Annotated in this window: 15 protein-coding genes; 8 read left to right on the top strand and 7 right to left on the bottom strand. The window is 69.3% G+C overall.

The window, feature by feature from the left end; translation table 11 throughout:
* From K340_RS0107855 to K340_RS0107845, 3 genes are read left to right on the top strand one after another with little or no spacing between them, the layout of a single operon-like run.
* Entirely contained in the window at nucleotides 1-2,019 is a 2,019-nt protein-coding gene (locus K340_RS0107855; protein ID WP_029136319.1) for a vWA domain-containing protein, read from the top strand.
* A 17-nt stretch (nucleotides 2,020-2,036) separates the two neighbouring features.
* Complete coding sequence (locus K340_RS0107850) at nucleotides 2,037-3,083, top strand: enoyl-CoA hydratase/isomerase family protein (protein WP_084614145.1); 1,047 nt, start codon at nucleotides 2,037-2,039, stop codon at nucleotides 3,081-3,083.
* 51 nt (nucleotides 3,084-3,134) lie between these two features.
* Nucleotides 3,135-3,689 (top strand): DUF421 domain-containing protein, encoded by a 555-nt coding sequence (locus K340_RS0107845; protein WP_029136317.1) that lies wholly within the window; start codon nucleotides 3,135-3,137, stop codon nucleotides 3,687-3,689.
* A 27-nt stretch (nucleotides 3,690-3,716) separates the two neighbouring features.
* Here the strand turns inward: K340_RS0107845 and K340_RS0107840 are convergent, their stop codons facing one another.
* From K340_RS0107840 to K340_RS34040, 3 genes are all read right to left on the bottom strand, one after another.
* Entirely contained in the window at nucleotides 3,717-5,792 is a 2,076-nt protein-coding gene (locus K340_RS0107840) for an ABC transporter ATP-binding protein (RefSeq protein WP_029136316.1), read from the bottom strand.
* On the bottom strand, nucleotides 5,789-7,522 hold the full coding sequence (locus K340_RS0107835) for an ABC transporter ATP-binding protein (protein WP_029136315.1): 1,734 nt from the start codon (nucleotides 7,520-7,522) through the stop codon (nucleotides 5,789-5,791). Before K340_RS0107835 ends, K340_RS0107840 begins: the two co-directional genes overlap by 4 nt.
* A gap of 161 nt (nucleotides 7,523-7,683) precedes the next feature.
* On the bottom strand, nucleotides 7,684-8,412 hold the full coding sequence (locus K340_RS34040; protein WP_154674133.1) for a TetR/AcrR family transcriptional regulator: 729 nt from the start codon (nucleotides 8,410-8,412) through the stop codon (nucleotides 7,684-7,686).
* A gap of 246 nt (nucleotides 8,413-8,658) precedes the next feature.
* Here K340_RS34040 and K340_RS0107825 point away from each other — a divergent pair, with 246 nt between their 5' ends.
* A complete protein-coding gene (locus K340_RS0107825) occupies nucleotides 8,659-9,564 on the top strand; it encodes an endonuclease domain-containing protein (RefSeq protein ID WP_029136314.1) in 906 nt (301 codons plus the stop codon).
* A gap of 86 nt (nucleotides 9,565-9,650) precedes the next feature.
* On the opposite strand, the gene rfbB is transcribed toward K340_RS0107825, so the two are convergent.
* From rfbB to K340_RS0107810, 3 genes are all read right to left on the bottom strand, one after another.
* The gene (gene rfbB, locus K340_RS0107820) at nucleotides 9,651-10,646 is read right to left on the bottom strand and encodes a dTDP-glucose 4,6-dehydratase (protein WP_029136313.1); all 996 of its coding nucleotides are present in this window, start codon (nucleotides 10,644-10,646) and stop codon (nucleotides 9,651-9,653) included.
* Nucleotides 10,647-10,710: 64 nt separating this feature from the next.
* The gene (locus K340_RS0107815) at nucleotides 10,711-11,472 is read right to left on the bottom strand and encodes a GntR family transcriptional regulator (RefSeq protein ID WP_029136312.1); all 762 of its coding nucleotides are present in this window, start codon (nucleotides 11,470-11,472) and stop codon (nucleotides 10,711-10,713) included.
* Between the two features lie 34 nt (nucleotides 11,473-11,506).
* Complete coding sequence (locus tag K340_RS0107810) at nucleotides 11,507-12,070, bottom strand: GNAT family N-acetyltransferase (protein WP_029136311.1); 564 nt, start codon at nucleotides 12,068-12,070, stop codon at nucleotides 11,507-11,509.
* Nucleotides 12,071-12,247: 177 nt separating this feature from the next.
* On the opposite strand from K340_RS0107810, the gene K340_RS28275 reads away from it, so the two are divergent.
* From K340_RS28275 to K340_RS0107795, 3 genes are read left to right on the top strand one after another with little or no spacing between them, the layout of a single operon-like run.
* Entirely contained in the window at nucleotides 12,248-16,930 is a 4,683-nt protein-coding gene (locus K340_RS28275; RefSeq protein WP_037363486.1) for an ATP-dependent helicase, read from the top strand.
* Nucleotides 16,930-17,904, top strand: a complete 975-nt coding sequence (locus tag K340_RS28270; protein WP_051265392.1) for a DNA-formamidopyrimidine glycosylase family protein — start codon at nucleotides 16,930-16,932, stop codon at nucleotides 17,902-17,904. Before K340_RS28275 ends, K340_RS28270 begins: the two co-directional genes overlap by 1 nt.
* Before the next feature lie 26 nt (nucleotides 17,905-17,930).
* Complete coding sequence (locus tag K340_RS0107795; protein WP_154674132.1) at nucleotides 17,931-19,106, top strand: hypothetical protein; 1,176 nt, start codon at nucleotides 17,931-17,933, stop codon at nucleotides 19,104-19,106.
* A 14-nt stretch (nucleotides 19,107-19,120) separates the two neighbouring features.
* On the opposite strand, the gene K340_RS0107790 is transcribed toward K340_RS0107795, so the two are convergent.
* Complete coding sequence (locus K340_RS0107790) at nucleotides 19,121-20,557, bottom strand: neutral zinc metallopeptidase (RefSeq protein ID WP_154674131.1); 1,437 nt, start codon at nucleotides 20,555-20,557, stop codon at nucleotides 19,121-19,123.
* A gap of 336 nt (nucleotides 20,558-20,893) precedes the next feature.
* On the opposite strand from K340_RS0107790, the gene kynA reads away from it, so the two are divergent.
* Nucleotides 20,894-21,763, top strand: a complete 870-nt coding sequence (gene kynA, locus K340_RS0107780) for a tryptophan 2,3-dioxygenase (RefSeq protein ID WP_051265390.1) — start codon at nucleotides 20,894-20,896, stop codon at nucleotides 21,761-21,763.
* Nucleotides 21,764-21,792: the final 29 nt, after the last annotated feature.

The raw sequence follows: 21,792 nt of genomic DNA, 5'->3' as shown, positions 1-21,792 counted from the left end.
ATGCCCGCCAACGATGCCGGCGGCCGGTTCCGATACCGGTCGTGGCGCGAGGGTCCCGACCCGCTGGCGCCGCCGTTCGACGTGCGGGCGGTGGTCGACGAGCTGGGCGACTCGCTGATGACCGGCAGCAGCCTTCGGGACGCGCTGGACCGGTTGCGGCACAGCGGAACCAGGGACACGCCTGGCATCGACGAACTGCACCGGCGGATCGCCAGGCAACGTCGGGAACTGTCCCGGCGGGGTGATCTGACCGGTGCGCTGTCGTCAGCCAGGGCGGCGCTGGACCAGGCCCTGGCCGCCGAACGGGAGACCCTCGCCGGCGCCGATGACGACGAGGCGCGACTGGCCGAGATGACGCTGGACGCCCTGCCGGACACCGTCGCCGCCGCGATGCGCGAGTTGCAGGACTATGCCTGGCGCAATCCGGAGGCGGCGGCCGCGTTCCGGGCGATCTCGGAGCAGATGCGCGATCAGCTGCTCGACCAGCAGTTCGGCGGGCTGAAGCAGGCGCTGCAGTCGCAGGATCCGGCCGCCCTGCGGCGGATCAAGGACATGATGGCCGACCTCAACCAGCTGCTGGCCGACCACGCCAGGGGGACCGACACCCCCGAGCAGTTCGAAGAGTTCATGGATCGGCACGGCGATTTCTTCCCCGAGCAGCCGAGGGATGTCGACGAGCTGATCGATCAGCTGGCCAAGCGGCAGGCGGCCGCTGAGCGGCTGCTGCGTTCGCTGAGTCGCGAGCAGCGTGCGGAGCTGGAAGACCTGATGCAGCAGGCGATCGGGACAGATCCGGACCTGGCCTCCGAGCTCGCCCAGCTGCAGGACAACCTGACCGCGCTGCGGCCGGGGATGATGCGCGGTCAGGGTTTCAACGTCGACGGCGACCAGCCGCTGGACTACGGCGAGGCGGCCGGGGTGATGGGCGAGCTCGCCGACCTGGAGGACCTGGAAACCCAACTGTCGCAGCAGTATCCGGGTGCCACGCTGGACGACATCGACGTCGAGAACGTCGAACGGCAGCTCGGTGCCGACGCCGCCCGGGACCTACGGGCGCTGCGCGACCTGGAACGCGAGCTGGAGCGGCAGGGCTACCTGCGCCGTACCGCCGAAGGACTGTCGTTGTCGCCCAAGGCGTTGCGTCGGCTCGGGCAGAGCGCGTTGAAGCGGATCTTCGCCGACCTGAACGCGCACGGCGCCGGCGGGCACGACGACCGCCGGACCGGTGCGGCGGACGAGCGTACCGGGGCGTTCCTGCCCTGGGAGTTCGGCGGCGAGCAGCCGATCGACGCCGTCCGCACCGTCACCAACGCGGTGCTGCGGCGGGCAGCCGGCGACGGGCCCGGGACACTCCCCACCTCGCTGACGCTCGGCGTGGGCCCACCGCTACGGCTGGAGGTCGAGGACTTCGTCATCGCCGAGACGGAACGCCGGACCACGGCAGCGGTGGCGCTGTGTGTCGACCTTTCCTTCTCCATGGTGATGGAGGATCGCTGGCTGCCGATGAAGCAGACCGCGCTGGCGCTCACCCACCTGATCGGTACCCGGTTCCGGCAGGACGCGCTGGAGATCATCGGATTCGACCGGACCGCCAGGGTGCTGAGCGCGATGGAACTGGCCGAGGTGGAACCGGAGTGGGTCAAGGGCACCAACCTGCAGCACGCGCTGATGCTGGCGACCCGTCACCTGCGCCGGCATCCGGAGGCCGAACCGGTGATCCTGGTGATCACCGACGGGGAGCCGACCGCATCGCTGCAGGACGGCTTCCCGGTGTTCTCCTGGCCGCCGACGCCGCAGATCATCGCGGACACGGTGACCGAGGTGGACGCCGTGGCCCGGCTCGGTGCCACCCTCAACATCTTCCGGCTGGGTGAGGATCCCGGCCTGGCCCGATTCGTCGACGCGATGGCGAAACGGGCCGGCGGGCGGGTGTTCGCACCGTCCACCGACCGGCTGGGGGAGTACGTGGTGAGCGACTACCTGCGCGCCCGCCGGGGCCGGCACCGGCGAGCGGGCTGATGACCTAGGTTGGCGGGGTGACGTCATCCCCCTCGCCCGCCGGCCCTGCGGCATCGGCCGCCACCGAACCCGACCTGATCGCGACCGTCAGGGGTCGGCTCGGCCACCTGAGGCTCAACCGCCCGCGGCAGATCAATGCCTTGAGCGTCGAGCTGATCGATCTGCTGAGCGCGCAGCTGTCGGCCTGGGCCGACGACGACGCGGTCGAGCTGGTGCTGGTCGACGGTGCCGGCGGCCGCGGGCTGAGCGCCGGTGGCGACATCAAGGCGCTGTACGCCGGGATTTTGGCCGGCAGCGGCCCTGGCAACTTCTTCACCCACGAGTACGCGATGAACGCGATGATCGCGCACTACCCGAAGCCGTACGTGGCGGTGATGGACGGCGTCACCATGGGCGGCGGGGTCGGCATCTCGGGGCACGGCAGTGTCCGGATCGTCACCGAGCGGTCCCAGGTGGCGATGCCGGAAACCGCGATCGGGCTGTTCCCCGACGTCGGCGCGCTGTACCTGTTGGCCCGCTGCCCCGGCGAGCTCGGTACCCACCTGGCGCTGACCGGCGCCCGGCTGAACGGGCCGCAGGCGATCGGCGCCGGACTGGCCGACCACTACCTGCCGGCTGCCGGGGTGCCCGAGCTGATCGAGCGGCTCGAACAAGGCGTAGCGGGGTTGTCCCGCAGCGCCTGGGCAACCCCGCCGGCCGACCTGCCGGGCGCGGACATCGGCAGCGGCTGGATCGATGCCTGCTACGTCGGCGATCGGGCCGAGGACATCCTGGATCGGCTGGACTCGCGGCCGGAGCCGGCCGCCGGGGCGGCCGCGGCCACCATCAGGTCGATGTCGCCGACCTCGGTCAAGGTCACCCTGGCCGCGATCCGCCGGGCCGCCTCGATGACCGTCGACCAGGTGCTGGCCCAGGATCTGGCGCTGATGGACCATTTCGTCCGCAGCCACGACCTGCGGGAGGGCATCAGGGCCCAGGTGATCGACAAGGACCGGTCGCCGAAGTGGGACCCGTCGACCCTCGACGCGGTGAATGACGCCGACGTGGTGGCCCTGTTCCTCTAGCGTGCCTGGCAGGGGCGTCGATCCACGGCGCCGGGCCCTACGGAGTGCGCCATGTGGCACAGCATGTTCAGCTTCGACATCCCGGTCGCGGAGAAGATCATCCGGACCATCGCGATCTACCTGCTGATCGTCATCATCTTCCGGATCACCGGCCGCCGATCGCTGTCCCAGTCCAACACCCAGGACCTGGTGGTGATCTTCCTGCTGTCCAACGTTGTGCAGAACGCGGTGATCGGTCCGGACAACACGGTGCTCGGCGGTGCCGTCGGTGCGGTGGTGCTGGTGTCGGCGAACTCGTTGCTGGACAACCTTTCCTACCGGTTCCCGGCGGTGCAACGGTGGCTGGACGGGACGTCGGTGGAGGTGGTGGCGGACGGCGTCGCCACGCCGGCGGCCAAGCGGCTGCAGCTGCGGCCGAGCGACCTTGACCACGTGGTGCGCTTGCAGAACGGCAACGACCTGTCCGAGGTCCGCACCGGTGAATTGGATCCGGACGGGCACCTGGTGATCACCCTGAAGGAGCAGTTCCGGTCCGCGACCGCCGGCGACATCCAGGCGTTGAACGCCCGGCTGGACCGGATCGAGGCGCTGCTGACGGCTCGGTAGGCCGTGTCGTCAGCAGCGCCTCGCCCGTCAGCCCGGCAGTCGGCCGGGAGCACCGGCCGGGACCGCGTCCGTCCCGCCCTCCTCGCCATCCTCCTCGATCGGGGCGGCGAACTGCGACTGGTACAGGTCGTAGTAGGCGCCCTCGGCGGCGATCAGCTGGGAGTGGTTGCCCTGCTCGACGATCGCACCGTTCTCCATCACCAGGATCAGGTCCGCATCCCTGATGGTGGACAGCCGGTGGGCGATCACGAAGCTGGTCCGGTCGCTGCGCAGGGCGGCCATCGCGTGCTGCACCAGCAGTTCGGTGCGGGTATCGACCGAGCTGGTCGCCTCGTCCAGGATCAGCAGTGACGGATCGGCCAGGAACGCCCTGGCGATGGTGATCAGCTGCTTCTCGCCGGCCGAGACGTTACTGCCCTCGGAGTCGATCACCGTGTCGTAGCCGTCCGGCAGCGAACGGACGAACCGGTCGACGTAGGTGGCGGTGGCGGCGGCGACGATCTGCTCTTCGGTGGCGTCCGGATTGCCGTAGGCGATGTTCTCCCTGATGGTGCCGCCGAACAGCCAGGTGTCCTGCAACACCATGCCGATGCCGGACCGCAGCTCGTCGCGGGTCATCGCCGCGATGTCGGCACCGTCCAGGGTGATCCGGCCGCCGTCGAGTTCGTAGAACCGCAGGATCAGGTTCACCAGGGTGGTCTTGCCGGCGCCGGTCGGTCCGACGATGGCCACCGTGTGGCCAGGCTCGGCGACCAGCGACAGATCGCGGATCAGCGGCTTGTCCGGCGAGTAGGAGAAGCTGACATTCTGGAACTCGACCCTGCCGTGCCGGAAATTCGGCGGCACGGTGACCGGGACCTTCGGGTCGGCGCTCTGCTCCGGCTCGTCCAGCAGTTCGAAGACCCGCTCGGCCGAGGCCACCCCGGACTGCAGCACGTTGGCCATCGAGGCCACCTGCGACAGCGGCTGGGTGAACTGGCGCGAGTACTGGATGAACGCCTGCACGTTGCCGAGGCTGATCGATCCGGAGGCCACCCGGAGCCCGCCGACCACCGCGACCAGCACGTAGGTCAGGTTCCCGATGAACATCATCGCCGGCATGATGGTGCCGGAGATGAACTGAGCCTTGAAACTCGACTCGTACAGCTCGGCGTTCTTCTCCCGGAAGCCCTGCTGCACCTCCTTCTGCCGGCCGAAGACCTTGACCAGCGAGTGCCCGGTGTAGAACTCCTCGACCTGGCTGTTCAGCTCGCCGGTGCTGCGCCACTGGGCGATGAACTGCTTCTGGCTGCGCTTGGCGATCTTGGCGGTGATCAGGAAGCTGATCGGAATGGTGATGATGGCGATCAGCGACAGCAGCGGGGAGATGATCAGCATCATGACCAGCACGCCGATCACCTGCAGCACACTGGTGAGCAGCTGGGACATGGTCTGCTGCAACGACTGTGAGATGTTGTCGATGTCGTTGGTGACCCGGCTCAGCACCTCGCCGCGTTGCTGGGTGTCGAAGTACTTCAGCGGCAGCCGGTTCAGTTTCGCCTCGACGTCACTGCGCAGCCGCACCACGGTGCGGTTGACCAGTCCGGCCAGGATGAATCCCTGCATCCACAGCAGCAGCGAACTCACCACGTAGATGCCCAGCACGATCAGCAGGATCCGGCCGAGCTCGGAGAAGTCGATGCCGGCTCCGGGTACCAGGTTCATCGCCGACAGCATGTCGGCCTGGCTGGTGTTGCCGGCGCTGCGCAGGATCTCGACGACCTGATCCTTGGAGGTGCCCGCCGGGAACTGCTTGAAGATGCTGTTGCTGGTCCAGCCGTCGAAGATGACGTCGGTGGCCTTGCCGAGCACCTTGGGCCCGATCACCGCCAGGGCGATGCCGACCACCGCGAGGGCGAGCACTGCCGCCACCCGGATCCGTTCCGGGGCAAGGCGTCCGAGCAGTCGTTTGGCCGACGGCCCGAAGTTCAGCGACTTCTCGGTGGGCATCGAGTTCCCCCAAGGGCCGCCGCCGCGGTTACCGCCCTTACGGCTGACGTCGCGGACGGTCGCCGCGTCGTCCTTCTTTTCCTGGGTGTCCTTGTCCAGCTTCGGCCGACTCATGCTGCCTCCTCCACGCTCATCTGGGACTCGACGATCTCGGCGTACGTCGGGCAGCTGTCCAACAGGTCGTGGTGCCGGCCGATGCCGACGATCCGGCCGTTGTCCAGCACCACGATCGAGTCGGCGTCCCGAATGGTCGAAACCCGTTGCGCCACAACGATCACGCTGGCATCTCTGGTTCTGGGCCTCAGTGCGGCCCGAAGTCTGGCATCGGTGGCCACGTCCAAGGCGGAGAACGAGTCGTCGAACAGGTACACCGGCGGCTTCTTGACCAGGGCCCTGGCGATCGCCAACCGCTGCCGCTGGCCGCCGGAGACGTTGGTACCGCCCTGGGAGATCGGCGATTCCAACCCCTGCGCCATGGCTCGGACGAAGTCCTCCGACTGGGCCACCCGCAGGGCGTCCCACAGTTCCTCGTCGGTGGCGTCCGGGTTGCCGTAGCGCAGGTTGCTGGCCACCGTTCCGGAGAACAGGAAGGCCTTCTGCGGAATGAGGCCGATCCTGGCCCACAGGTCGTCCGGGTCGTAGCTGCGAACGTCCAACCCGTCCAGCAGGACCCGTCCGCCGGTCACGTCGAACAGCCTGGGGATCAACGAGATCAGCGTGGTCTTGCCGGATCCGGTGGAGCCGATCACTGCGGTGGTCTGGCCCGGCCTGGCGCTGAAGCTGATGTTCGTCAGCACTGGTTCGTCAGCCCCGGGGTAGGAGAATTCGACATCCGCGAATTCGACGATGCCGACGGCGGCGGGCGCCGGTACGGCGGATTCGGGAGCCTGCACCGACGATTCGGTGTCCAGCACCTCCTTGATCCGCTCCGCGCTGACCGCGGCCCGCGGGATCATCACGGACATGAAGGTCGCCATCATCACCGACATCAGGATCTGGATCAGATAGTTCAGGAAGGCCATCAGGGAGCCGACCTGGATGGTGTCGGTGTTGACCCGATGGCCACCGAACCAGAGCACCGCGACGCTGGAGGCGTTGAGGATCAGCATCACCACCGGGAACATCAGCGCCATCAGTCGTCCGACCCGCAGCGACACCCTGGCGAGTTCGTCGTTCGCGACGCCGAACCGTTTGGTCTCCTGGGGTTCCCGGACGAACGCGCGGACCACCCGGATACCGGTGATCTGCTCGCGCATCACCCGGTTGATGTTGTCCAGCTTCTTCTGCATCACCCGGAACCCGGGGACCATCTTGATGACGATGGCACCGATGCAGATCAGCAGCAGCGGCACCGCGACCAGCAGCAACCAGGACAGCCCCGCGTCCTGCCGCAGGGCCATGATGATGCCGCCGATGCACATGATCGGCGCCATCACCAGCAGGGTGAAGGTCATCACCACCAGGGTCTGCACCTGGGTGACGTCGTTGGTGTTGCGGGTGATCAGCGAGGCCGGGGTGAAGTGCTGGACCTCGCGGTCGGCGAAGGTGCCGACCTTGTCGAACAGGCCCTGCCGGACGTCCCGGCCGAAGGCCATCGCGACCTTCGCGCCGAAGTAGACGGCCGCGATGCTGCAGACGATCTGCACAGCGGTGACGGCCAGCATCACCCCACCGAGACCCCAAATGGTGCCGATGTCGCCCTTGGCGACGCCGTCGTCGATGACGTCGGCGTTCAGGCTCGGCAGGTACAACGAGGCGATGGTGCCGATGAGTTGGAGAACGATCACCGCCCCGATCGGCGCCTTGTACGGCGCCAGATAGGTGCGGAGTAGGCGGAGCAGCATTGCCGGTCCTTCCGGTGGTGGTGTCGAGTTGCGGGTGCTGTTGTGTGTGCTGCGCGAGCCGTGTCGGGCGACTCTGACCGGGCAGCCCGGCGTCGGCGCCGGGCTTGGTGGAACTGGACACCGACGTGGGAGTAACGATCGACCCTCACGTCGGGTAGCGGTCAAGACGTGTTCGCGCTGGGCGATCTTCTGCGGCGGGTTTTCGCTGACGGCGCAGCCGTGGCGACGTCGGCACGGATGACGTCGGCGCCGATGGAGTCGGCGCCGACGGCCGTGGCCGGCCGGCGGCGGGCGGCCACCGCCGTTGTCGTGCTCGGGATCCCGGCGGGCCGGCGGCGGACGCCGTCCAGCAGCACCTCGACGATGTCGACCGCGGCCAGCGGCCGGCCCTCGTTGATCATCGGGTGGGTGCTGGAGAAGATGAGCAGCCGCAACACTTCCGCGGCCGTTGTCGGCTCGACGGACAGCTCGTGGCGACGGTGATCGAGCAGATCGACGATGCGCTGCTGGACCGGATCGAGTTCGACGTGGCGCTCCATCGCCCACTCCGGCATCCACCGGATCGCCATCGCGATCTGGAAGATCTCTTGGACCCGGTCCTTCATCGCGGCCACCAGGTCCGAGATCAGCTCGTGCAGTGGTGCGTCGCGGTCCATGGCATCGATCTCGGCGAGTACCGGCTTCGGATCGATCGCGTCGACCACCACCGCCCGTAAGATGGCCTCCTTGTCGTCGAAGACGCGGAACAGCGTGCCCTCGGCCACTCCGGCCGCCGCGGCGATCTGCTTGGTGGTCAATTCCCGGCCGTGCTCCCGGACCAGCGGTCGGGTCGCCGTGACGATCGACTGCCGTCGCTCGTCCGGGGACATCGGCCTGGCTCTGGGGGACACGTCGACCACAGTAACTGAGTGAGTGCTCACTCACAAGCTAATATTCCGGGTCCGCGGGTCCTGCCGGATGACCGTCGGCGCCGACCCCGCGCGATTCTCGACTTCGAGATACCACCGGTGGGCCACGGAGTCCGAGTTCCTATCCCGAGGTCCGGCCCAGCAAGGTTTGTCCACCCGCCCAGGTTTGTCCACAGAACCTGCTGCGACTCGGCCGCTGCCGCCAACGATGGTCGAGGCTTGCTCGTCATGGGGGAAGAAATTGCGCTACTGGCAACCATCGCGGGAAGCGCCGGGCTGTTCAACGCCGCCCAGGCAGCACTGGCCGGCGTCACGGTGGATCGATTGGCGCTGCTGATCCGGCGAAAAGCCGTCCTGCGACTGGCCAAGGGTTGGTACACGGTTGGACCGATCGAGAGCCGCGAGCAACGCCACCTGTTGACCGCGCGCGCACTGGTCAACACTTTCGCCGGGCGCGCGGTCGCCAGCCATCAGACGGCGGTTCTCTGGCATGGCCTGCCGCTCTACCTGTGGGCTGCCGCGACCGTTCACCTGACCAGGTCGAACGACGACCACGCCCGTCGTCGCCGTGGTTTGGTGCTACATCCGGCCCCGGCCGGCTGGGCGTCGCCGACCGAGGTCGTCCCGCCGGCGGTGGCGGTGGTGCAATACGGACAGCAGCACGGCCGAATGTCGGCGATCGTCGCCGGCGATGCCTTGCTGCACCGCAAGCTGGCGACCCTGGCTGACCTCGGTGCCGCGGTCGAGTTGCTGCGACATGTGCCCGGAAATGGTGCCAGCAGATCCATGCTCGAGCTGCTGGACGAAAGTTCGGAGTCGCCGGGGGAGAGTCGGCTGCGGATTGCGCTGAAGCTGCTGGGCTTCGCGGTGACGCCGCAGGTGGCCTTCCCGGAAGTCCGAGCCAGAGTCGACTTCGTCTTGGACACCGCTCGAGTGATCATCGAGTTCGATGGCCAGATCAAGTACCAGACGCCGGCAGACGTTTTCAAGGAGAAGCAACGGGAGGACCAGTTGCGGGAACTCGGCTACGAGGTCGTGCGATTCGTTTGGGCAGACCTCGATGATCTCGAGTTGATCCGGGGCCGGGTGGAGCGAGCGATTCGCCGTGCGGAGTCCCGGTCCGGCCGCCGATAGCGGCTCTTCGGGGTACCACCTTCGTCGACGTTACCCACTGGTACTCGGGCGAGGACGGATTTGGTACCCCGAAGACGGGCTCGGTGTCAGCGGCCGAGGCGGGCGTAGGTCTGCTCGGTGGCTTCCTTGGACTTGGACCACCAGTCGGTGTTGTCGGCGTACCAGTCGATGGTGTTCTGCAGGCCGGCGCGCAGGTCGGAGTACTGCGGTCGCCAGTCGGTCTCGGCGCGCAGTTTCGACGAGTCGATGGCGTAGCGAAGGTCGTGGCCGGGCCGGTCGTTCACGTGCTCGAACCAGTCGGCAGGCTTGTCCATCAACTCCAGCAGGAGCGCGATGATCTGCTTGTTGTTCCGCTCGCCATCCGCCCCGATCAGGTAGGTCTCGCCGAGACGCCCCTGCTCGAGAATGGCGACAACGGCATCGTTGTGGTCGTCGACGTGGATCCAGTCGCGGACGTTCTCGCCGGTGCCGTACAGCTTGGGCTTGACCCCCTGCAGGATGCCGGTGATCTGCCGCGGGATGAACTTCTCCACATGTTGCCGCGGCCCGTAGTTGTTGCTGCAGTTGGACAGCGTCGCCTGCAGGCCGAACGAGCGGATCCAGGCGCGCACTAACAGGTCTGCGCTGGCCTTCGACGCGGAGTACGGACTGGACGGGTTCAGCGGAGTGCTCTCGGTGAACCGGCTCTCCTCGTCCAACTCCAGATCGCCGTAGACCTCGTCGGTGGAGATGTGGTGCAGCCGCTTGCCGTGGGAGCGGACCGCCTCGAGCAGCCGGTAGGTGCCGATGATGTTCGACTCGATGAACGGCCACGGATTGTCCAGCGAGTTGTCGTTGTGCGACTCGGCGGCGAAGTGGACCACGATGTCGTTGTCGGACACCAGTTTTCCGATCAGTTCGGCGTCGGCAACGTTGCCCTCGACGAACTCGACCCGGTCACCGGCCGGGGCCAGGGTCGCCTTGTCGCCGGCATAGGTCAGGGCGTCGACGACGGTGAGCTGCCAATCCGGGCGGGTCTGCAGGGTGCGCAGGACGAAGTTGGAGCCGATGAAACCGGCACCGCCGGTGACCAGGACGCGCATGGGGTTCTCCTTGGTGGTGAGGGTCTTTCGGGGCTGACGAACAACAGGGCTGACGAACAACAGGTCAGCCGGGCTCCTCCCGCAGGCCTGGTGGCTCGTCGGCCAGCGGCGACCAACCACGGAACTCGACCTCGAGGCTGAACCGATGGGCCAGATAACGATGGTCCGACAGGGCTATCGGGTCGCCGTCAGTGGCCAGCGGGACCCGGCGGATCAACAGCAGCGGCGAGCCGACCGGTGCGCCGAGCAAAGACTGGTCGAGCGCCCCGGCGATGCCGGCGGTGATGCTCTGTCGGACCGCATCGATCGTGGTTCCGGACCGGTGCAGGCTCTGCCAGATCCCGGGGGCGGCCGCGTCGGCGCGGCTGATGTCGGCGGCCAGATCCGGGCGGACCCATTCGGTCGACCGCTCCAGTGGGTCGCCGTCGGCCGAGCGGACGCTGCGGCAGTGCAGAGTGTCGGCGCCGGGCCGCAGACCCAGGATCGCCGCGACATGGTCGGGTGCCGGCTCGAAGGCGAACGAGACCACCCGGCGGTGCAGTTGCTGGCCGGCGGACGTCACCGCCGACTCCGCATGTCGGAACGAGCCGATCGCCAGCGCCTGGTGGAACGACCGGCCGGCAACGAACCAGCCCGCACCCTGGCGACTCTCCAGCAGGCCCTCATCCCGCAGCAGGTCGAGCGCCTTGCGGATCGTCATCCGGCTGGCCAGGTATCGCCCACCGAGGGCGGCCTCGCTCTCCAGCGCGCCGCCGCTGCCGACATCGCCGAGCGCGATGCGCTCCCGCAGCTCGTCGGCGATCTGCCGGTAGCGGGCACCTGTCATAGATTTGTATAGTACAGGTAGTTCGACGAAGTCGTCAGCGCCCGAGCCACTGCTCACGGGTGATCGCGTACTCGACCTCTCCGTGTTCCGTCCCGGGCAACGGGTGTTCCCAGTCCTGGTGGAACGTGCGGACATAGGTCAACCCGACCGACTTCATCGTTGCGCGCGAGGCGGTGTTGACGGCCATCGTCTCGGCGAAGATCCGGTCGAGACCGAGGTCGGCGAACCCGTGCTGCAGCAGGCGGCGGGCGCCCTCGCCGGCCAGTCCGCGGCGCCAATGCCGTCGCAGCAGCCGATAGCCGAGCTCGGCCTGACCGCGAACGGGCCCCTGGTCCGGGCGTTCCGGCGGCTCGAGGATCCACCAGCCGACGAACCCGCCGTCGGTGAACCCGGCCCAGAATCCGAGACCGGGCACCCGATCGGCGACGGCCAGCCTGCCATGGTGCAACTCGGTCACTTCGCTGCGGGAGCGCGGGCGACCGGGATCGAGGTAGCGCATCACCTCCGGGTCCGAGTCCAGCTCCACCTCGTACTCGAGATGGTCATCGGTCAACGGAACCAGCGTCAGCCGGTCGGTCGTGAGCGTGCGTTGGGGCATCGTCGGATCCTGTCAACTGCAGCGCGGTCGCGTCGATCCCAATTCGGCCCGCCCCGCAGTGTCAGTGCCGCAGGACACAATGGGTGGGTGAGTAGAGGTCCAGCCGGCCCGCCGGAATCCACCGACCCGCCGGAGTCCACCGGTGCGGCGGGCGGCCCGGGCGCCCCCGGCGATCCACTGGCCCGCTTCTCGCCGTTGGTCAGGGACTGGTTCGCCGCGGCGTTCGCGCAGCCGACGCCGGCGCAGGTCGGGGCCTGGCGCGCGATCGGCAGCGGCGACCACACCTTGGTGGTGGCACCCACCGGCTCCGGCAAGACCCTTGCCGCCTTCCTGTCGGCCATCAACGAAATCGTCACAGCCGAAATCGGCAGCGCAGGGCCCCGGGTCGACCCGCACCGGCGCTGCCGGGTGCTGTACCTCTCGCCGATCAAGGCGCTCGCGGTCGACGTCGAACGCAACCTGCGGTCGCCGATCGCCGGCGTCGCCGGCCTGGCCAGGGCGCGTGGGCTGGCGCCGCCGGAGGTCACCGTCGCCGTCAGGTCCGGCGACACCCCGGCGGCGGATCGCCGGGCCTTCAGTCGCTATGGGGCGGACATCCTGATCACCACCCCGGAATCGCTGTTCCTGCTGCTGACCAGCCGGGCCAGGGAGATGCTGGTCGGCGTCGACACCGTGATCATCGACGAGGTGCATTCGATCGCCGGCTCCAAACGCGGTGCGCACCTGGCCGTTTCACTCGACCGGCTGGATGCCCTGCTGGACCGGCCGGCCCAGCGGATCGGGTTGTCGGCCACCGTCCGCCCGGTGCAGGAGGCGGCCAGGTTCCTGACCGGCGGCCGGCCGGTCACCGTCGTCGACCCACCCACGAGCAAGGTGATCGACGTCGACGTGGTGGTCCCGGTGGAGGACATGTCCGCGCTCGGCGGCCCGGCCGAAGATCTCACCGGTCCCGCCTCCGGCGACGTCCGCCGGACGTCCATCTGGCCGCATGTCGAGGAACGGGTGGCCGATCTGATCACCGCCCATCACTCGACCATCGTGTTCGCCAATTCCCGTCGACTTGCCGAGCGGTTGACGGCCAGGATCAACGAGATCCACGCCGAGCGCACCGGTGTCGAGATCGACCACGACAGTCCGCCGCCGGCCCAGCTGATGGCCCAGTCCGGCCGATCCTTCGGCGCCGCAACGGTTCTGGCGAAGGCGCACCACGGTAGTGTCTCGGCCGAGCAGCGATCGATCATCGAGAACGAGCTGAAGACCGGGGTGCTGCCGGCCGTGGTGGCCACCTCGAGCCTTGAGCTCGGCATCGACATGGGCGCGGTCGATCTGGTGATCCAGGTGGAGGCGCCGCCCAGCGTCGCCGGCGGCCTGCAGCGGATCGGCCGGGCCGGCCATCAGGTGGGGGCACCCAGTCACGGGGTGATGTTCCCGAAGTTCCGCGGCGATCTGCTGTCAACGGCGGTGGTCGCCGAGCGGATGCGGTCCGGCGAGATCGAACAGCTGTCGGCGACCTCGCTGCCGCTGGACGTGCTGGCCCAGCAGATCGTGGCGATCGTGGCGATGGAGCCGATCACCGTCGACGAGCTGCATGCGCTGCTGCGGCGCAGCGCCCCGTTCGCGGCTCTCGGCCGCGGACCGTTGGACGCCGTGTTGGACATGCTCTCCGGCCGGTATCCCAGCGAGGAGTTTGCCGAGTTGCGGCCGCGGCTCAACTGGGACCGGACGACCGGGCGGCTGGTCGGCCGACCGGGTGCGCAGATGCTGGCCAACACCTCCGGTGGCACCATCCCGGACCGCGGGCTGTTCGGGGTGTTCCTAGCGTCGGGGGACGGCCCCGGTCGGCGGGTCGGCGAACTCGACGAGGAGATGGTCTACGAGTCGCGGGTCGGCGATGTGTTCGCGCTCGGGTCCAGCAGCTGGCGGATCGTCGACATCACCCACGACCAGGTGCAGGTGGTGCCGGCGACCGGGTTGCCCGGCCGGCTGCCGTTCTGGAAGGGCGACACCCTCGGCCGGCCGGCCGAGCTCGGGCGTGCGCACGGGGCCTTCGTCCGGGAGATCGCCGACAGCGCAGCGGGTGCGGCGCAGTCGGCCGCGGCTGACGAACGACTCGCCGCGATCGGCCTTGACGCCAACGCCAGGGCGAACGTGGTCGGCTACCTGGCCGAGCAGAAGGCCGCCACCGGCCTGGTGCCGGACGAGAAAACCCTGGTGCTGGAACGGTTCCGCGACGAGCTCGGCGACTGGCGGCTGGTATTGCACTCGCCCTACGGGGCGGCCGTGCACGCGCCGTGGGCGCTGGTGATCGCCGCCCGGATGCGGGAGCGGTTCGGGGTCGACGTCTCGGCCATGCACGCCGACGACGGCATCGTGCTGCGGCTGCCGGACCTGGAGTACGACGGTGGGCTGCCCGATCTGGCCGAGCTGCTGGTGCTGGACCCGGACACCGTCACCGCGGAGGTGACCGAGCAGATCGGCGGATCGGCGGTCTTCGCCGCCCGCTTCCGCGAGTGCGCCGCCCGGGCGCTGCTGTTGCCGCGCAGGCAGATCGGGTCGAGGCAGCCGCTGTGGCAGCAGCGGCTGCGAGCCGCCCAGCTGCTCGAGGTGGCAGCGAAGTACCCGTCGTTCCCGATCGTCGCCGAGGCGGTCCGGGAATGCCTGCAGGACGTGTTCGACGTTCCGGCCCTGGTAGAGGTGCAGCGGCGACTCGCCGCCCGCACCGTCCGGCTGGTCGAGGTGCAGACCGCCGCTCCCAGCCCGTTCGCCTCGTCCCTACTGTTCGGCTACGTCGCGCAATACATCTACGACGGCGACTCGCCGCTGGCCGAGCGCCGGGCGGCAGCGCTCACCCTCGACCCCGGGTTGCTCGCCGAATTGCTCGGCGGGCCCGACGTGCCGGTGCTGCGCGACCTGCTCGATCCGGCATCGGTGGTCACCACCGAGTCGGAACTGCAGCGGCTCGCGGAGCAACGCCGGGCCCGCAACATCGACGAGATCGCCGATCTGCTCAGGATCCTCGGCCCGCTGACGGCCGACGAGGTGGCCGTCAGGAGCGTGCTGGTCGAACCTGGTACGGCGCTGGTCGCGCTGACCGAGCTGGTCGCGGCCCGGCGAGCGCTGTCGGTCCGGGTCGGTGGCCGCGACTGCTATGCCGATCCGAACGACGCCGCGCTGCTCCGGGACGGGCTGGGGGTGGCGTTGCCGGTCGGCGTTGCCGAGGCCTACCTGACGCCGGTCGACGATCCGATTGGGTCGCTGATCGGCCGTTACGCCCGTACCCGCGGGCCATTCGTACCGGCCGCGCCGGCCGTCAGATACGGGCTCGGCGTCGCTGTGGTGTCCGACGCGCTGCGCCGGCTGGCCTCCACCGGCCGGATCGCCGAGGGCGAGCTGCGCCCGCCCGGTGCCGAACCCGTCGACCCGCTGGATGCCGCCGCCACCGCGGGGAACCCCGGCCGGGAGTACGTCGATGCCGAGGTGCTCCGACTGCTCCGCCGGCGGTCGCTGGCTGCGCTGCGCGCCGACGTGGAACCCGTTGATCCGCGCCAGCTCTCGACGTTCCTGCCGGCCTGGAACGGCATCGGGGCGAGCGGGTCCGGCCGCTTGCGCGGGGTGGACGGTGTGCTGCGGGCGGTCGAACAACTCGCCGGGGTGCGGTTGCCGGCGTCCGCCGTCGAGACGTTGGTGTTGCCCGCCAGGGTGCCCGACTACGCGCCGGCGATGCTGGACGAGTTGCTGGCCACCGGCGAGGTGTTGTGGGCCGGCCACGGTGCGCCGGCGGCCGACGACGGCTGGATCAGCCTGCACCCGGCCGACAGTGCCGCGCTCACCCTGCCGATCCCCGGGGAGGTGCCGGCGGGAGTCGCGTACCGGGCACTGGTGCAGGTGCTGGGCGGTGGCGGTGCCTACTTCTTCCGGCCGCTGGCGGATGCGGCGGCCGGGCAGCTCGACGAGCCGGTATCCGACGCAGACCTGACGGAAGCGTTGTGGGAGTTGGTGTTCGCCGGCTGGCTGACGGCCGGCACGCTGGCGCCGTTGCGGGCCAGGATGTCCGGCGGCCGGACCACCCACCGCCAGCCCAGCCGGCCGCCCCGGCTGCGGATGGGCCGGGGCGGCGGGCTGGCGGCGATGGCGGCCGGCCGCAGCACCCGGGTGCCGCCGATGGTCGGCGGCGCCTGGTCGCTGTTGCCCGCTGCCGAGGTGGATCCGACGATCAGGGCGCACGCCGCGGCCGAGACCTTGCTCGACCGGCACGGCATCGTCACCCGCGGGGCGGTGCTGGCCGAGGACGTGCCGGGCGGGTTCGGCGGCGTGTATCGGGTGCTGTCCGCATTCGAGGAGACCGGCCGGGTACGTCGCGGGTACTTCGTCGAGGGACTCGGCGCCGCGCAGTTCGGCACCTCCGGTGCGGTCGACCGGCTGCGGACCTCGACCGACCCGCTGGCGGGCGGCGCGGCCGGGCCCGCTGACCAGCCGGTGGTGTTGGCGGCGGCCGACCCGGCGAATCCCTACGGCGCCGCGCTGCCCTGGCCGGACCGGGGTGAGCTCGCCGAGAAGCACCGGCCGGCCAGGCGGGCCGGAGCGGTCGTCGTGCTGCTCGGCGGCGCCCCGGTGCTGTACGCCGAACGCGGCGGACGGTCGCTGCTCAGCTTCACCGGCGATGCCGCCCGGCTCACTGCTGCCGCCGGCGCGCTGGCCGGCCTGGTCCGCGGCGGCCGGCTCGGCGGGATGACGGTGCGCCGGATCGACGGCGTCGACGCGGTCGGTCCCGACCTGACCGGACCGCTGCCGCAGGTACTGCAGGACAACGGGTTCGCCGTCACCCCACGGGGCCTGCGACTGCGGGCGGGGGTGCGCTGATGCCCGAGGGCGACACCGTTCTGCGTACCGCACAAGGACTCCACCGAGCGCTGGCCGGTCGGATCCTGACCGTCGCGCAACTGCGCTGGGCCGAGCTCGGCGAGGTGGACCTGACCGGCCGCGAGGTGATCGAGGTGCGGGCCTACGGCAAACACCTGCTGCTGCGGATGGGGCCGACGGCCACCACGGCCTCCGCGGCCGGCGGCCCGATGCGATCGCGGGGGCCGACGGGACCGGCGACCCTGCACACCCACCTGCGGATGGACGGCAGCTGGCGGATCCACTCGACCCCGGACCGCGGGATCCCGAGCGCCCGCGACCACCAGGTCCGAGCGGTGCTGGCCAATGCGGAATGGACCGCGGTCGGCACCCTGCTCGGCATGCTCGACCTGGTGCCGACCGCCGACGAGCACACCCTGATCGGCCATCTCGGCCCGGATGTGATGGCCGACGACTGGGACGCGGTCGGCCGTGACGCGGCCCTGCAGCGATGGGCGGCGGCACCGACCCGGCCGGTCGGCGAGGCTTTGCTTGACCAAACGACCGTGGCCGGGATCGGCACCATCTACCTGGCCGAATCGCTGTTCATGGCCAAGATCTCGCCGTGGACGCCGGCCGGCGAGGTGGACGCCGGCGCCCTGTTGGACATCGCGCGCAGGCTTCTGCTGCGGGGAGCCGGGCAACCGGCGCCGAACACCACCGGCGACCCGCGGCGCAACGAAGGGACCTATGTGCACGCCAGGTCCGGCCGGCCGTGCCGGCGCTGCGGCACCGTCGTCCGGGTGGCCGGCGTCCGCGCCGCGCCGACCGAACGCCCGGCCTTCTACTGTCCGACCTGCCAGGTGGGCCCGACCCCGACGGACGACGGCCGGCCGATGGCGCCGCTCGGGTCCGCGCCGTACCGGTTCGGCTCGAGGCGGAATGTCGGTCTGGGGCCGCCGCGGACGAAATCCCGCCGACCGCGACCCGGCTGAATCACGACCATGGGAGGATCAGTTCGATGCCTTCCACCAAACCCAGGGTCGTCGCGAGCCGGCGGATGCCTGGACCAGTACGCGGCATCGTCACCGTGCTCGCCGTGCTGGTCGTTGCCGGGCTGGCCTTTCTCGGAGTGACCGGGATCGAGCGGGCCCGCGACAGCAACGCGGGGACGACGCCTGGCGGTGCCGGCGGAGCGGACGGATCCAGCGGAGCCGGGGCGACGGCCACCGGCGACGGGCAACATTGGATCACCCTGACCACCGCGCCGCCGGCCACCAGCACGGCGAGCAGCACGCCGGCGACGCCGACCAGCGCCCCGCCGCCGGTGTCCAAGCTCGGCGCGGCGGTCGATGTCAGGCACGGCGACAGCAACTTCCGGATCACCGTCGGCGCCCCGAGCTGGCAGCCGGGTGCCCAGTGGGCGAGCCCGCATCGGGCGTCCAACGGCGGCTTCCTGGTGGTTCCGGTGACCGTCGTCCGGCTGTCCGGCCCGCAGGGTCTGGACACGTTCAGCTACAGCGACTGGAAGCTGGGCGGCGCGGCGAAGCCGGCCGCTACGGGATCGACCGGCGCGGGATCGACCGGCGCCGAGCTGATCGATGCGGAACTGATCGGCGGCGGCTACGTCGACGAGTTCAGCAGCGTCGATCCCGGGCTGGGGAAGAAGGTCACCGGGAACGTGGTGTTCGACGTGCCGTACCGCAGCGGTGTGCTGGCGCTGACGGACACCGACACCGTGCTCGCGCAGTGGAAACTGGGAACCGCGCGGAAGTCGGCGGCGCCGAAGACCGCGGCCATGGGCGAGAAGATCAGCAGCCCGGTCGGGCAGGTGCCGCTGCGCGCTGCCGTCACTGCGACCCAGTGGTACCCGACCTCCGACCCCGCGGTCGGTGAGGCCCTGGACAACGGATACCTGCTGGTGATCACGGTGAGCGTCAGCCCCGTTGCGAAGGCGCTGGACGAGGAGACCTATCTCGCCCCGGACCAGTGGTCGTTCGTCGCGGCCGGGCACCAGCCCAGCTCGGGCAACGGCGGCACCATCGGTCGGGAGCACGTCGGTCAGATCACGCTGTCCGCGGACAGCGGCACGGTCGGGACCAGGGTGATGTTCGACGCCGCCGGGAAGGCCGGAACGGTGCGACTGCTGGGCCGGGACGGAACTCCGCTGATGAGCTGGGCGGTGCCCGGCCCCTGAGCGCAGCGGTTTCTCTACTGCTGCCCGTAGAAGTCGAAACAGCTGCGGATGTCGTAGACGATGCCGATGTGCAGGGCCTGCACCTGATCCAGCACCCTGGTGCTGTTCTTCGAATTCACGTCACCGGCCGGCAGCGGTGAGGTGACCACCTCGTAGACCGCCTTGTTCAGGTCGTTCGGCGACAGCTTCAACTTGTCCGGACCCTGCGGATCCTTCAGCCACTTGGCCCAGGTGCCGGCGTAGCACAACGCCTTCAGCCCGGCCTGGTTGCCGGTCAGCGTGCCGCCGCCGGTGGCCTGCGCGGCCAACGCGTAGCGGCTGGCGAGCAGCATCATCGCCGAGAAGTCGCCGCGATTGGTCGTCCAGTCGGCCGGCGGGGTACCGATCTTCTGCAGCTGCTCGAGGTTGTAGTTGACGGTTCCGGTTGCCGGGCAGTAGCTGACCGGGCCTTGCGGGCTGGTGCCCTCACAGGCCGGCGGGGTGTCGCCGGAGTACTTGGCCAGCTTGGGTTTTTGGTATCCGGGCACGGTGTGGCCGAAGTACTCGTCGAGGGTGGTGGCCACCTGGTTGATCAGCTTGTCCGTCACCTCGATGTTGCTGAAGTCCTTGGGAATCTGGGTGAACCCGGTCTGCTGGATCCGCTTGTTCACCTCCGCCTGGGTGATCTCGTTGCAGCGCTTGGCGCCGTTCGCGAATCCCAACGAGGCGGCGAACGTGCGGTCGAAGGCCGATCCGTGGCCGCCGGCGTTGTCACTGCTCAAGCCGACCGGGTCGCCGACCCACATCATCGCGGCCATCACCTGACGCATCCCGGCTGCATCGGAGAAATCGAAGTACGTCGAGTGTCCGTCAGCGACCCATCGCCAATAGGCGCCGGCGTAGCAGTCGGCCTGTTGTTCCAGCAACACCGTCGAACTACGCGGCACGCCGAGCCGGGCCTGCACCAGGTGCCCCATCTCGTGGGCCAGCACGGTCGGCGCGCTGATCTCACCGACGTCCTGCTCCATCTTGGGCAGCAGCACGCCGCGGTCCCAGACGATGGTGTCGCAGCCGCCGATGTAGGAGGCGTTGACCGAACCGGCCAGCTTCCCGCCACAGGCGGTGGCGCTGCTGTCGTTCGAGTCGTAGGAGATCAGCGCCTTCGCCTTGGTGAACTCCTTGCCGAAGTCCTGCGGGAAGACCTCACCGTAGAAGGTGTACAGGTCGGAGATCGTCGACTCGGCCAGGGTGTCGTACTTGTTGCCGTCCTCGGTACCCTCCGCACTCACCGTCGGGGCCGGGGCGTCACTCTTGAGTCCGTTCGGTCCGTCCGCCGTCGGATCCTGCGACCCGGAATCGGCCTCCGCGACCCTGACCGCCTGGCCGGCGATCGTGCTGGTGCAACCGGCGGCGAACAGGGACAACGCGGCGACTGCCACCGCCAGCCGCGTACGGCGAACCCGTCGGGTCATGGTCGGAGGTCCTCTCTGATGTGCCGGTGCCACCGGCCCTGCCTTCGCAGGTGACGCTACCGTGTGCGGCCAGATCGGGTGGCCCCTTCAGCGAGCTCAATGCCGCTGGGCACAATGGGCAGCGTGCCGTCGCCGGATGCCGGGTTCACCATCGTCGCACCGACGACGGTGGAACAGGGACGGACGCCGCCACGCTGTTCGACCAGCAGCCGATGGTCGATCCGACCATCGCCGGACGGGTGCCGGCGACGCAGAGCATCGGGTCAGGTCCTCCTGGGACCTGACGACAACGACACCAACGCACCAGACGACAACCCAGGACGAGGACGGAAACCGATGAGTGTCAACGACAATGCCGCGACCACCGAAGCCGGGATCAGGCACCTGGAGGATGGTGTCCAACGCGACTTCTCGGCCAGCATGTCCTACGGCGACTACCTGGACCTGCACAAGCTCCTGTCGGCGCAGCACCCGCGGTCGGAGCCGCCGCAGCACGACGAACTGCTGTTCATCATCCAGCACCAGACTTCCGAGCTCTGGCTCAAGCTACTGCTGCACGAACTGCGATCGGCGCGGTCACTGTTGGCCACCGACCAGCTGCCACAGGCGCTGAAGCGGCTGGCCAGGGTCAAGCACATCCAGAACACGCTGACCGAACAGTGGACCGTGCTGGCCACCCTGACCCCGAGCGAGTACGCCCAGATCCGGCCGTTCCTGGCCACCAGCTCGGGGTTCCAGTCGTGGCAGTACCGGGCCGTGGAGTTCATCCTCGGCAACAAGAACCCGGAGATGATCGACGTCTTCGAACACGATCCGCAGGCCAAGCAGTTGCTCACCCAGCTGCTGGAGGAGCCGAGCCTGTACGACGAGTTCCTGCGCTACCTGGCCCGGCGTGGGTACCCGATCCCGGCGTCGGTGTTGGACCGTGACGTGCGGCGGCCGTACGTCATCGACACCGATCTGGTCGCCGCCTTCGAGGCGGTGTATGCGGATCCGGCCGCCCACTGGGGTGTGTACGAGAGCTGCGAGGAACTGGTCGACATCGAGGACAACTTCCAGCTCTGGCGGTTCCGGCACCTGCGGGTGGTGGAGCGGATCATCGGCGACAAGACCGGCACCGGCGGGTCCACCGGCGTCGACTTTCTGCGGAAGGCGCTGCAGCTCACCTTCTTCCCGGAGCTGTACGCCGTCCGAACGGTGCTGTAACCCCGAGGTAGCGGAAAGCTGGCGAGGTA

The organism is Nakamurella lactea DSM 19367 (assembly GCF_000426645.1).
Taxonomy (GTDB): domain Bacteria; phylum Actinomycetota; class Actinomycetes; order Mycobacteriales; family Nakamurellaceae; genus Nakamurella; species Nakamurella lactea.
The sequence above is the reverse complement of the archived record's forward strand: the minus strand, read 5'-3'. Positions and strand labels throughout refer to the sequence as shown.